The sequence below is a fragment of the Sediminibacterium sp. FW305-C-49 genome (genome assembly GCF_058231085.1).
The window spans coordinates 819,214-833,425 of record NZ_JBIQXS010000001.1; the positions used below are offsets into that span (position 1 = coordinate 819,214).

Genomic DNA, 14,212 nt, shown 5'->3' on the forward strand with positions numbered 1-14,212 from the left:
AAACATAGAGGGATGCTCTTGATAACGAAGATAGTCCCGCCTGTTGAAAAAAACAAAGAACTTTTTTATTTATTTTTCTGCAACGCTCATTTTATTACGAACAAGCGTTTGTTATTGCTATGCTCTAAAAGCCAAGTGCGGCGCATACTCCAGGGTATTTTGCCGCACTTGCCTATTCTAACTTTATTCCTCTGCTAAACGATCTAAATAATCGTTGACTTATTCAAACTTGTGTTAGTGCCAATCTCTGCATCCGTATTTCTTTCAACATGATCTGCAATCAAATCGCCAATTGCGGTTGTTGAATAGTTATTGACAGGATCTATATCCTTTGATACAAATCCATTGATTAAAGTCCATTCCACTGCTTTACGAACGGCGACAGCTTCCTGCTGCAATCCAAAATGATCGAGCAACATAGCCGCTGAAAGTATGGACCCCAATGGGTTGGCAATATCTTTTCCTGCGGCCTGCGGATACGATCCATGGATAGGTTCAAACAATGCCACTGTGTTACCCACCGATGCAGATGGTAATAAACCCAGCGAACCACTTAATACACTGGCTTCATCGCTGATGATATCGCCAAACATGTTTTCGGTTAATACCACATCAAACTGTGCGGGATTAAGAATGATCTGCATGGCTGCATTATCAACAAACATATAATCAACTGCTACGTCAGGATAAGTGCTGCTCAATTGTTGTACCACTTTTCTCCAGAGACGTGAAGTTTCCAGCACATTGGCTTTATCAACCAACGTAAGTTTTTTTCTTCTTTTTTGCGCATACTGAAATGCCAGGTGAGAAATTCTTTCAATTTCTTCTACCGAATAGGCGCACTCATCTACCGCAACGGTTCCATCGGCCTGTAATTCTTTTTTTCCAAAATAAATACCACCAGTTAATTCACGGAAGATCACAAAATCAACATTTTCCAGTTGCTTTGCTTTCAATGGCGACATATGCTGTAATGCCTTGTAAGTATCAATGGGTCTGATATTCGCATAGAGTTGTAATACTTTGCGCAGTTTAAGTAAACCCTGTTCCGGCCGAACTGTTGCAGCAGGATCATTATCATATTTTGGATCGCCGATGGCACCAAATAAAATGGCATCACTTTGTAAACAGGTATCAATCGTTGCATCAGGCAAAGGATTACCTGTCTGATCAATAGCGATAGCGCCCATCACCGCGTAACGATAATCGAACTGGTGACCAAAGCGTTTGGCCACTGCATCCAATACTTTTACGGATTGATTGGTGACTTCAGGTCCAATTCCATCTCCAGGTATAACGGCAATCTTCTTATTCATAATAGCTCAGGTTTATGCAAATGTTTGTTCAAATGTTTCTATTTCCTGTTTCATATTGATCAGGTAGTCGATATCATCATATCCATTCAGCAGACAGGTTTTTTTATAACTGTTGATGTCGAATGATTCCTGCTGACCCGTTGCATCGATGGTAATGGTTTGGGCAGACAGGTCGATGGTGATGGTTGATGTTGCTGGTTGTACGAAAATTTGCTGCAAAAATGTTTCTGTTACTGTAACAGGTAAAAGTCCATTGTTCAACGCATTATTCTTAAAGATATCTGCAAAAAAACTGGAGACCACTGCAGCAAATCCATAATCTTTTATGGCCCATGCTGCGTGTTCGCGTGATGAACCACATCCAAAGTTTTTTCCGGCAACCAATATCTCTCCAGCAAATACAGGTTGGTTTAACACAAAATCTGCTTTAGGTTGTTGGTCATCGTCATTTATATAACGCCAGTCGCGAAAAAGGTTTTTACCAAACCCGTCCCTTGTGGTTGCTTTTAAAAAGCGTGCTGGAATAATCTGGTCCGTATCGATGTTTTCCATCGTAATCGGAACAAACCTGCTTTGTATCGTTGTTACTTTATTCATTTTATCATCTTGAAGCTTGTGGCTTGCAGCCTCTAGCTTATATTAGTTCTCTTACATCTGTTACTACTCCTGTAATCGCTGCCGCCGCGGCTGTTAGCGGACTTGCCAGCAATGTTCTTGCACCTGCACCCTGTCTGCCTTCGAAATTTCGGTTGCTGGTACTGATGCAATATTCACCTGCAGGTATCTTGTCTTCATTCATACCGAGGCATGCACTGCAACCCGCCTGTCTTATTTCAAAACCGGCTTCCCTGAAAACCTTATCCAGTCCTTCTGCCTGCACCTGTTTTGAAACCTGTTGTGAGCCTGGAACGATCATCACCTGTACATGGTCGTGTTTTTTTCTTCCTTTTATAAGTGATGCCACCATTCGTAAATCTTCAATTCTCGAATTGGTGCAACTGCCAATAAATACATGCTGTACAGGCATACCCAGTAAAGATTTTCCGCCTTCCAGACCCATGTATTGCAACGCTTTCATAATATTATTTCTCTCTCCTTCATCGGGAATACTTTCTGCAACAGGTACGAGGCCATTAATGGCAATACCCAAACCCGGGTTGGTGCCATAAGTGATCATAGGTTCAATAGCAGATGCATCAATATAAATTTCTTCATCGAATACAGCATCTGCATCACTATATAACTGTTGCCATGCTGTAACTTTCTTTTCCCATTGTTCTCCTGAGGGTGCAAACTGTCTTCCTTTTAAGTAATTGAAAGTAATTTCATCGGGCGCAATCATACCGCCACGTGCACCCATTTCAATACTCATATTACAAATGGTCATTCTTGCTTCCATCGACAATGAACGGATAGCTGAACCTGCATATTCTACAAAATAACCTGTAGCACCACTGGCTGATATTTTTGAGATGATATAAAGAATGATATCTTTTGATACCACCCCTTTATTCAACTCTCCTTCAATATTAATACGCATCAGCTTAGGTTTGCTCTGCATAAGGCATTGAGAGGCAAATACCATTTCTACTTCACTGGTTCCAATACCAAATGCAATGGTTCCAAAAGCACCATGTGTGGATGTATGACTGTCGCCACAAACAATTGTCATGCCCGGTTGTGTGATACCCAGTTCAGGTCCGATCACATGTACAATACCCTGAAATGGATGACCCAATCCATATAATTCAATGTGATGTTTTTTGCAATTCTCTATCAGTTGTTGTACCTGTAAACGAGATAACTCATCTTTGATAGGCAAATGCTGATTGAGCGTGGGCACATTATGATCGGCTGTGGCCACTACCTGATCAGGTCTGAAAACAGAAAGTCCCCGCTTTTCAATGCCTTTGAATGCCTGGGGACTGGTTACTTCATGAATAAAATGTTTGTCGATATACAATACAGACGGTCCTCCGTCGATCTGTTTGACAACGTGTTTATCCCAAATTTTTTCAAATAATGTCTTTGCCATAATCTTTTTAAATAGCATGGCACTGATGTGCCATGCTGGAAGAAAAACTAAAACTATGCTGATGAGAAAATCCTATGCCATTGCCGGCTCAGGTTTATAGGCCTGTGCCATTGCATGCAGATCGCTCTCCTCCACTTCTTTTTTTCTGTCTGCTACCTGTAAAAATGACTGATACAGAACATCGATATCATTCCTGTTATATTGGTAACCTAATTTCTGAAAACGGTGTGCAAGTGCACTTCTACCACTCCTGGCAGTTAATACGATTTTACTTCCCTCTGCACCTACTTCTTCCGGATTGATGATTTCATAGGTCTGTGCATCTTTCAAAAAGCCATCCTGGTGAATGCCCGATGAGTGCGAGAATGCATTGGCTCCTACTATTGCTTTATTGGGTTGAACAGGCATTCGCATTACATCTGATACTTCCCTGCTCATGGGATTTAACTGTTGTGTTTGTACCTGTGTATAAAACCCAAGGTCTTTATGCTGTTGCAATATCATGACCACTTCTTCTAGTGATGTATTACCGGCTCTTTCACCCAAACCATTAACGGTACATTCTATTTGCCGCGCGCCATTGATAACACCTGCAATAGCGTTGGCAGTTGCGAGTCCGAGATCGTTATGACAATGACAGGAGATCACGGCCTTATCGATATTGGATACATTGTTTTTCAGGTAAGCAATTTTTTCGCCGTACTGATGCGGTAAACAGTAACCTGTGGTATCCGGTATATTTACTACTGTGGCACCTGCAGCGATGACAGCTTCGATTACCCTTGCCAGGTAAACATTGTCGGTTCTGCCTGCATCTTCTGCATAGAACTCTACATCATCGGTAAAATTGCGTGCCCATTTCACCGCCTGCACCGCACGTGCCAGTATTTCGTCCTGTGTAGCATTGAATTTGGCCTTGATGTGATAATCAGATGTACCAATGCCTGTATGGATACGAGGTCGTTTGGCATATTTTAATGCCTGTGCCGCTACTTCAATATCTTTTTGTACTGCCCTGCTCAGGCCACAAACTGTTGCATTCTTAACGGCTTTGGCAATTTGTTCTACTGATTCAAAATCGCCAGGTGATGAAATGGGAAAACCAGCTTCAATGATGTCTACACCCAGCGCCTCCAGCTTAAGGGCCAGTTCCAGTTTTTCTTTTGTATTGAGTTTACAACCTGGCACCTGCTCCCCATCGCGTAATGTGGTATCGAAAATATAGACCTGCTGACCCATTTCGGCTTCGTTTTTATAATTAGGATAAAAAAGCAAGCTGAAGGATTTTGTTAACGATTGCCTGTATTAACAAATCATCAGCCTGCTTATCTTCGAATTTAGATGAGTTAATGAGCGGTTTCAGATCAAAATTGATGTTATTTTACACTGTACAAACAGCTTCAATTCTGATGAAACCATTGTCAGTAAAGGATTTTAACCTGTAAGATTTACCATGCCTAACCGAAGTACCGATACCCTTTTTCAGCTCATACAGTCGCTCGAAACTGCCGAAAAAAGGCATTTTAAGCTGTATATGAAAAGTCATTCAGGAGGTTCAGGCGATCTGAAAGTGGTTCAGCTATTCGATGCACTCGATAAAATGAAGCATTATGATGAGGAACTGCTGCTAAAAAAACACCCCGGGATACAGAAACAACAACTATCTAATCTCAAAGCCCGTTTATACCAGGAAGTATTAACCAGTTTACGTTCGCTGAAAAAAGAGGAGAATATTGACCTGCAGTTACATGAACAACTCGATTTTGCCCGACTGCTGTACAATAAAGGTTTATACCTACAGAGTTTGAAAATACTCGATAAGATTAAGGACCTAGCCCGTAACCACCAGCAGGTTACCTATATATTGCAGGTTGTTTTTCTAGAGAAAAAAATTGAAGCTTTACATATTACCAGGAGTATGCAGGACAGGGCTGAAAAACTGAGTGCAGAATCGGTGGAAATCAATGGGCGTTTACAATTGATCGGGCAGTTATCAGATCTTTCGCTGCTATTGTATAGCTGGTATATTCAGAACGGTCATGCGCGGAATGAAAAAGACAGGGCCGAGGTTGACCAGATATTCAAACAGGATTTACTGGAAAAGGTAAAAAGCTGTGATGGATTTTATGAGAAGCTGTATCGTTACCAATGTTATTGCTGGTATGGTTTTATTGTTCAGGATTTTTTGCTGTATTACCGGTATTGTCAGAAATGGGTGGATCTTTTCAACCAATCGCCTAAAATGATTGAGGTAGAGACCGCGCATTATATAAAAGGCATGCACAACCTGCTAAGTGCTCACTTCGATTTACGTAACCATAAAAAATTTGAAGAAGCCATTCAACAGTTTGAACGATTTACACATGAGCCTGTTGTTCAGCACAACCACAATAACCTGATACAAACTTTTTTATACCTGTACACAGCCAAGCTGAACAAGCATTTCATGGAAGGTACTTTTACAAAAGGTTTGGCACTGGTGCCTGAGATTGAAGAGAAACTAAAGGAATATGAGATTTATCTCGACAGGCATCGTATTCTGGTTTTCTACTACAAGTTTGCCTCTTTGTATTTTGGTTCGGGTGATCATGAAAAAAGTATTGATTACCTGAATAAAATCATCAACCTGAAAGTTGACCTGCGTACCGATCTGCAATGTTATGCACGACTCTTACACCTGATTGCACATTATGAATTGGGAAATTTTGACTTATTAGAATACCTGCTGAAGTCGGTATATCGTTTCATGGCCAAGATGCAGAACCTGAGTACGGTTGAGTTAGAAATATTTTCTTTTCTGAAACAGTCTTTCAAACTTACACCACGAAAACTGAAGCCTCAGTTTGAACTGTTATTAAACAAACTCAGACCACTGGAGAAAAACAGCCTTGAGAACCGTGCATTTATGTACCTCGATGTTATTTCCTGGTTGGAGAGCAAAATTGAAGGAAAGGCTGTGCAGGATGTGATCAGGGGAAAGTATCTTGCTACCAAAGATTAACAAACACAGATCATTCTATTTGCGCAAAACGAATTCACACCATATTCGTTATTTTCATTCTCCAATTCAAATTGCCATGAAAAAAGTATTCTTTCTTTTTCTCTCTTTACAGCTTTGCCTTTTTACCCTCTGTGCACAGATAACCAAGGCACCTGAGGCAAAAGAAGGTGATGGGCCTTACACACAACTCATTATCCGCGGTGTTACCCTTATCAACGGTACAGGAGCACCTCCACTCGGGCCGATGGATATTGTGATTGAAAACAACCGTATTGTTCAGATACAGGGCGTGGGTAGTCCGGGGTTACCCATTAACCAAAACAGAAGACCTGCACTCAAAGCAGGTGGTAAAGAGCTGAACTGTGAAGGCATGTATGCTCTACCCGGTTTTATTGACATGCATGGTCATATTGGTGGTACTGCACAAGGTACCCCTGCAGAATATGTTTTTAAATTATGGATGGCACATGGTATTACAACCATTCGTGATCCTTCGGCAGGTAATGGGTTAGAATGGGTACTGGAACATAAACGTAAAAGTGCCGCCAATTCCATTACGGCTCCGCGCATTTTTGCCTATACCTCTTTTGGCCAGGGCAACCGTGGTCCTATTACCAATGCAGAGCAGGCACGTAACTGGGTTCGTGAGAATGCCAAAAAAGGTGCCGATGGTATTAAGTTTTTTGGCGCCTCACCAGAAGTAATGGATGCTGCTGTTCGCGAAAATAAAGCATTGGGTTTACGTTCTACTGCCCACCATGCACAAACCGATGTTGCCCGTTGGAATGTCCTTAATTCGGCAAGAGCGGGTATGACAAGTATGGAACACTGGTATGGTTTACCAGAGGCTTTGTTTACAGATAAAACCATTCAAAACTATCCTGCTGATTATAACTATAACAATGAGCAGCACCGTTTTGAAGAAGCAGGTAAATTATGGAAGCAAGCTGCTGCTCCTTATTCCGATCATTGGAACAAAGTAATGAATGAGTTGATCTCGCTCGACTTTACATTAGACCCCACTTTCAATATTTACGAAGCCAACCGCGATTTGCACCGTGCCAGAAGAGCAGAATGGCACGAAGATTATACATTACCTTCTCTCTGGAAATTTTATGAGCCCAGCTACCAGAGTCATGGTTCATATTGGCATAACTGGGGAACAGAGCAGGAAGTAGAATGGAAAAACAATTACCGGTTATGGATGGGTTTTATCAATGAATATAAAAACCGTGGTGGTCGTGTTACGGCTGGTTCTGATAATGGGTTTATTTATCAGACTTATGGTTTTGGTTATATACGTGAACTGGAGTTGTTACGCGAAGCCGGTTTTCACCCGCTCGAAGTAATTCGTTCTGCCACTTTATATGGTGCTCAGGCTTTAGGCATGGAAAAAGAAATTGGCAGTATCGAAGTAGGCAAACTGGCCGACATAGTAATTGTAAATGCCAACCCCTTAAAAAATTTACAGGTGCTATATGGTACGGGTGCCATTGAACTTACCAAAGAGAATAAAATTATAAGGTCGGGAGGCGTTCAGTTTACAATTAAAGACGGTATTGTCTATGATGCCAAAAAATTACTGGCCGATGTAAAGAAATTAGTTGATGCAGAAAAAGCTAAAACGGGCTGGAAATTAAAACAACCAGGAGTCGAATAAATTAAGTCCTGGTTCTTTAATAAAAAAGCCACGGATGTACAGATTACTAAACTATAATCTGTACATCCGTGGCTTTTTAAATTATCTGCGGGGTAATCAATATATCCTGTGTAATCGGGTACTCAATTTTAATCTTACAACCCTGCCCGGGTGAAGATTCTATATCTATTTTGCCTGCGTATAAATCGGTACGGGTTTGAATATTATTAAGTCCGATTCCATTTCTTTTTTTCTCTGTATCAAATCCCATTCCGTCATCAATAATAGAAAGTCTGATTTTTTCGTCACGGTATAATTCAATTACCACCTGTTTTGCCTGTGCATGTTTTATGATATTATTCATTTGTTCCTGCACAATACGGAATATGTTTAACTTAAATTCGTAGCTGATATCGTCTTCCTGAAAATTACCGTAAAAGAAATCAAGCTGCAGCGTGTTCGCTAACTGTATATCCTCTATCAAACCATCAATGGCTTTACAGAGACCAAAATCTTTGATTAAAGGTGTTACAAGGGCCTTTGACAGTTTCCGTATTTCCTCAATGGCGTTATAGATAAACCCTGACGATTGCTTTAATAGTGCTTCCGCGTTGCCTGTTCCTTTTTCTGCTGTAGCGATGTACATCATAGCAACGGTTAATTGCTGGTTCACATTATCGTGCAGTTCGCGGCTTATTTCGTAGCGTTCTTTCTCCTGTACACGTATTACTGCTTCTGTAATTTCTTTTTGTTTGACATTTCTTTCTTCCTCAAGTTTTTTCTCCAGTCGTATTTTTTCCGTTACATTATTAGCTAATGCAAGAACCGCTTTTCGATCTTTAAAAGCTATTTTCTGTGAATGGATTTCCATAAAAATGGGATCCCCATTCTTACGCCTATGTTTCCAGACGCCCTGCGTTACCGTTTCAGGACCCGAAGCAGCCAATTTCCTGACATACTCACGATATTTCGGAATATCTTCTTCCTTTCTTAAGTTAAGCATTGATAAAGTGAGAAATTCTTCTCTTGAATACCCATATTCCCTTGGAGCTGTATCGTTTACTTCAAGAATTTCAAATGTTTCAATATCCCAGATATAGATAGACATGGGGTTGTTGAAAAACAAGTTTCTGTATCTTTCTTCAGATGCGCGTATAGCTTCTTCGGCTTTTTTCTTTTCCGTTACATCTCTCGAATTGGATACGATACCTTTTACTGCCGGATCATTCAACAGGTTAGTGAGTTTGGTTTCGAGCCAGCGCCATTCTCCATCTGCATTTTTAAAGCGGAAATATTGTATTTCGTGATAATCAGAATGTTTGATTGTTTCAAAATGCTGTCTGATTTGCTGTAATTCATCCGGATGTATAAACTCAAAAACATTTTTACCGATGATCTGCCCGGAAGAAAACCCCAGTACCTGTTCTACACTCGGACTTGAAAATGTGAATACAGCATTTTCATCCAGAATTTTAATCATATCCGATCCATTCTGTACCAGTGACCGAAAACGTCTCTCACTATTTACTACCTGCAATTCTGCAAGTTTTCTTTCAGTGATATCCTGCATAGACCCAATCATACGAATGGCTCTTTCATTCTTATATAAGAGATAGCCTTTATCAAGGATATAAGCATAAGTTCCATCGGCTCTTTTGAACCTGTATTCATCGCTCCATAATTCTCCTCTGTTTCCATTACATGTATCCAGTAGTCTGCCTACCACAGCCATTCGTTCGTCTTCATGTATTTTAATAGCCCAAAAATCGAAATCGCTTTCATCATCTTCTAATTCATAGCCAAACAGTCTTTTAAAATTTTCGCCAGCCCACAATATTTTTCTGGTATCCAGATTCATATCCCATACCACATCGTTTGTTGCCTTTGTTACAAATTTATACCTGTCATTACTTTCTCTTAAATTTTCCTGGCTTTTCTTACGTTCGATGCTGTATTGCATTGATTTATCAAGCAGTTTTTCATCAAATTCTCCTTTTATCAGGTAATCTTGGGCGCCACTAGCCATGGTTTCGAGTGCTACTTCCATATCTATTAAACCGGTAAGCACGATGATAGGTATAGACGCCGCATATTCATTGACTGATTCATATGAATGAAGACCACTACTATCCGGCAAACTTAAATCGAGTAATACCAGGTTTACTTCTTCCTGTTGCAACACTTGTATGGCATCGGCGGCGTTCACCACTTTAATTAACCGATCTATATGTAATGATGTACTTTTTAATAATTCTTCCAGGAGGAACAGGTCTCCAGGATTGTCTTCTACAATCAACACTGTCATCGATTGGTGGCTATCTGACATGGCAGACCATTTGGGTGATTGAATTTACGCAGGTTTTCATCTGTTCTTCAAACAAGATACTAAACATTTAAAGAATCAAGACAATCCTGTTCCTTTATATTCTCCTGGATATAGAGAAGAAAAAATTACTGCCTTTACCGGGTTCAGATTCTACCCAAATTTTACCACCATGCCGTTCGGTTATTTTTTTACATATGGCTAATCCAATACCAGTTCCGCCATATTCAGAACGGCTATGCAAGCGATGAAAAATTACAAATATTTTATCATGAAAAGAAGGATCAATTCCTATTCCGTTGTCTTTCACTGAAAAGACATACTCTTCTTCTTTTTCTTCACAGGAAATCACAATTTCAGGTGCTTGATCACTTTGATACTTTAAAGCATTACTCACCAGGTTCTGAAACAACTGAAACAACTGTGTTTTATTGGCTTTTACTATTGGCATAGCTTCCACATGAATAATTGCACCTTTTTCTTCACAGGTTTTATAGAAAACTTCTTTTAATTCCTTCAACAGATGATTAAGATCAATTTCCTGAAATACTTCCGCACTTGACCCCACTCTTGAATATTCTAGTAAATCCATGATAAGTGTTTTCATTCTTTCTGCACCATCTACTGCAAAATGAATATATTGATCGGCTGTTTCATCAATTTTACCTTCATATCTTTTTCTAAATAATTGCAAAAAACTGGTTACCATTCTTAAAGGTTCCTGCAAATCATGTGATGCCACATAAGCAAATCGCTCCAGCTCTATATTAGAACTCACCAGTTCTTCAGCCCTCTTTTTAAGCCTGTTATTCAATTCAAGCAATAAAGCTTCCGATTCTTTTCTTTCCGACACATCCTGTGTTGCCCCTATCATTCTTTGTGGCTTACCTTCTGCATCGCGGATGATATATCCTTTATCAAATACATAAGCATATGTATCATCAGATTTTCTGAATCTGTACTCATCTTCCCAATACAGTTCACTTGTATGATAAAGGATATGGCTCCTTTTATCTGTCATCCTTTCCAAATCATCTGGGTGAACCCTCTTTATCCAAAAATTTTTATCATTAGCCGCATCTGCAATCTCATACCCGAACATGTTCTTTAAGCCATCACCTATGCGTAAAACCTTATCCTGTTGTATATCCCAATCCCATATAGCGTCATTGGTTGCCTTTGTTGCATAATGAAAACGCTCATTGGTCTGTAATAACTTTGCTTCTTTCTCCTTTGTTTCAGTAACATCATGTACATTAATAATTACACCTACGACTTGCTCATTTTCGTAAAGTGGTGCATAACGGATATCAATAATAAATTTTGGACGCTCAACTGTTGCAGGTATTTCCACAGTACTCATACGAATCGCTCCACTCAATACTTCGGCATACAATTCTTTCAGATATGGCACACGTTTGGGGTCGGCGCTATCAAATATTGATCTACCTTTTTCGAATGGAACTCCCAGTAATTTTTTCGATTTTTCTTCTGTGGCCTTATTAAAATTTACAATTCTGAGATCTTTATCCAGGATAATGAATAACTCTTCAGTATTGTTTAATACCACCCGCATATTCATTTCTGCATCTTTGAGTTCTTTTTCTCTTCGTTTAAGCTCTGTGATATCATGAATGATGGTAAAGGTTTTTTGTTCTGTTCCCTCTTCACTGAAAATGACAGAGGAAACCCAAATGGGGAATTTTTCGCCGTTTTTCCTTATCCCAATCAGTTCACAAACCACTTTTCCTTTTTCCTGTCTTTCTTTGAGATGTTCAGCTAGACCAGGGGATTCTATATCAATAATTTGCTTTCTGCCCGCTCCGCGAATTTCATCCAGTGTGTAACCAAACATTTCGCATGCTGCACTATTGGCATCGAGAATCGTACCATCAGTTTTGGTAAGAAAGAATGCATCCATTGCATTCTCAATCATTGCACGATAAATACCCGATTCGATCATCTTTGGTGATGCGCTTTACTTTTATTGCTGAATAATTTCATTTAAGGAACAGTCAGTGTAGCCTGTCTGGTCTCCAGCTATCCAGAACTATGAACCCTAACGTGCTTTCATATCAGCCATCACAAAAGCATATCAGGCATAAATATGTTCTATTGCTGCTCTAAATTTTTCCATCACTACTTTTCGTTTCAGACTCAGTTTAGGAGTCATTTCACCTGTATCAATAGTCCATTCCTGTGGCAGTAATTCAAATTTTTTAATCTGTTCGACGTGATTAAAATTACTGTTATAACTTTCTACCAGCTCCCGATAAAGTTCCAGCACCCTTGGGTTATGAACAGCATCTTCATTTGTAGTATACTGCAATCCTTTTTCTTTCATCCATTCTTTCAATGTAAGAAAAGATGGAACAATTAGAGCTCCTACAAATTTTCTTTCTGAGCCTACCACCATGATCTGCTCAATAAATGGACTTTCTTTCAGTTTGTTTTCGATGGGCTGCGGAGCCACATATTTACCGCCACTTGTTTTAAACAGTTCTTTTTTACGGTCGGTGATCTTCAGGAATTTTCCATCTTCAATAATACCGATGTCTCCCGTATGTAACCATCCATCAATGACAGCTTCTGCTGTGAGATCAGGGCGCTTATAATATCCTTCCATTACACTCGGACCAGCCACACAAATCTCTCCGTCTTCAGCCAACTTCAGTTCAACACCATTGATTACCGGACCAACGGTACCAAATTTTGTAAGCCCTTTTGCCTGTCGGTTTACACTGATTACCGGACTATTTTCCGTGGGGCCATATCCTTCGTATACCGGAACCCGTGCTGCATTAAATATGCGCAGCAGTTTTACCTGGCATGCCGCCCCGCCAGTTACAATGAATGCCACATTACCGCCCAATGCTTCACGCCATTTACTAAAGATCAGTTTATTGGCGAGTGCAAGTTGCATATTGTACCAAAGGCCTCCTCTTTTTAAATTATCATACCGTTCTGCCAATGATACTGCCCAGAAAAATAATTTCCTTTTGATACCTGTCAATTCATTACCCTTTGCCATAATGCGCTCAAATACTTTTTCCAGCAAACGGGGAACTGTTGTAAAACCATCAGGTTTTATTTCACGAAGATTATCACCAATGGTTTCAAGGCTTTCGGCATAATAAATGCTGATACCACTGTATAAATAGATATAGGTTACTGTTTTTTCGAAAATATGATTCAGTGGAAGAAAGCTGAGTACTTTCGATTCCGGTGCATCATTGAATGGAAAACTTTCTTTAGAAAACTGCGCGTTACAATAAATATTCCTGTGACTTAACATTACTCCTTTCGGGGTACCAGTTGTACCTGAAGTATATATAATGGTTGCAAGATGTGATACGGGAATAGTTGTACTGATTGCTTTTACCTGCTGTATAGTAGATTCTGTTGCTAGTGATGTTACTTCAGTCCAATGTTTAGCACCTTCAATCTTATCAAAAGTATAAATGGCTTTGATAGACGGCACTTTGGCAGCTACTGTTTTTGCTTTCTCCAGTAATTCAGCACTACTAACAAAAAGGTATTGTACCGCAGCATCATTTAAAATAAATTCCAGTTCAGATGGGCTTGTGGTTGGATATACCGGAACTAATATGGCGCCTATCTGTTGTGTGGCCAGGTCTGTGAAAATCCATTCGGGTCTGTTATTGCTGATGATGGCGACTTTATCGCTAGACTCAGGTGTGATATCTCTCGCACTCACACCTAATTGCAGCAACCCTGCACTAAACCTATTCACAGTATCTGCTACCTGCTCGGTACTATACGTTATCCACTGTCCATTTTCCTTTGCGGCCAGCATATCTTTTTTAGGAAAATGTTGTAGCTGGTGTTGCAGGCAATCAAAAAGTCTTTTTACAATCATATGGCAATCATTCTAATA

At 39.9% G+C, this 14,212-nt stretch carries 9 protein-coding genes; 2 read left to right on the forward strand and 7 right to left on the reverse strand.

Translation table 11 applies throughout. From position 1 onward, the window contains the following. Positions 1–203: 203 nt before the first annotated feature. The 4 genes from leuB to ACH3Z1_RS03330 form a co-directional block, all read right to left on the reverse strand. Entirely contained in the window at positions 204–1,316 is a 1,113-nt protein-coding gene (gene leuB, locus ACH3Z1_RS03315; RefSeq protein WP_490820425.1) for a 3-isopropylmalate dehydrogenase, read from the reverse strand. 12 nt (positions 1,317–1,328) lie between these two features. Continuing rightward, on the reverse strand, positions 1,329–1,913 hold the full coding sequence (gene leuD / locus ACH3Z1_RS03320) for a 3-isopropylmalate dehydratase small subunit (protein ID WP_490820426.1): 585 nt from the start codon (positions 1,911–1,913) through the stop codon (positions 1,329–1,331). Between the two features lie 37 nt (positions 1,914–1,950). Further along, positions 1,951–3,351, reverse strand: coding sequence for a 3-isopropylmalate dehydratase large subunit (gene leuC, locus ACH3Z1_RS03325; protein WP_490820427.1), 1,401 nt, complete (start codon positions 3,349–3,351; stop codon positions 1,951–1,953). A 72-nt stretch (positions 3,352–3,423) separates the two neighbouring features. Further along, on the reverse strand, positions 3,424–4,590 hold the full coding sequence (locus ACH3Z1_RS03330; protein ID WP_490820428.1) for a 2-isopropylmalate synthase: 1,167 nt from the start codon (positions 4,588–4,590) through the stop codon (positions 3,424–3,426). 214 nt (positions 4,591–4,804) lie between these two features. Between ACH3Z1_RS03330 and ACH3Z1_RS03335 the strand changes: the two genes are divergently transcribed. Together ACH3Z1_RS03335 and ACH3Z1_RS03340 are read left to right on the forward strand one after the other, a co-directional pair. Continuing rightward, positions 4,805–6,352, forward strand: coding sequence for a hypothetical protein (locus tag ACH3Z1_RS03335; RefSeq protein WP_490820430.1), 1,548 nt, complete (start codon positions 4,805–4,807; stop codon positions 6,350–6,352). 76 nt (positions 6,353–6,428) lie between these two features. Continuing rightward, positions 6,429–8,012 carry an amidohydrolase family protein gene (locus tag ACH3Z1_RS03340; protein WP_490820431.1) on the forward strand — a complete coding sequence of 528 codons (1,584 nt, stop codon included), beginning with the start codon at positions 6,429–6,431 and terminating at the stop codon, positions 8,010–8,012. A 76-nt stretch (positions 8,013–8,088) separates the two neighbouring features. Here ACH3Z1_RS03340 and ACH3Z1_RS03345 read toward each other — a convergent pair whose 3' ends face one another. The 3 genes from ACH3Z1_RS03345 to ACH3Z1_RS03355 form a co-directional block, all read right to left on the reverse strand. Then, positions 8,089–10,317: a PAS domain S-box protein gene (locus ACH3Z1_RS03345; RefSeq protein ID WP_490820432.1), complete on the reverse strand. Its 2,229-nt coding sequence runs from the start codon at positions 10,315–10,317 to the stop codon at positions 8,089–8,091. Between the two features lie 94 nt (positions 10,318–10,411). Next, positions 10,412–12,277 carry a PAS domain-containing sensor histidine kinase gene (locus tag ACH3Z1_RS03350; RefSeq protein ID WP_490820433.1) on the reverse strand — a complete coding sequence of 622 codons (1,866 nt, stop codon included), beginning with the start codon at positions 12,275–12,277 and terminating at the stop codon, positions 10,412–10,414. A gap of 132 nt (positions 12,278–12,409) precedes the next feature. After that, entirely contained in the window at positions 12,410–14,194 is a 1,785-nt protein-coding gene (locus ACH3Z1_RS03355) for an AMP-dependent synthetase/ligase (protein ID WP_490820434.1), read from the reverse strand. Positions 14,195–14,212 lie beyond the last annotated feature (18 nt).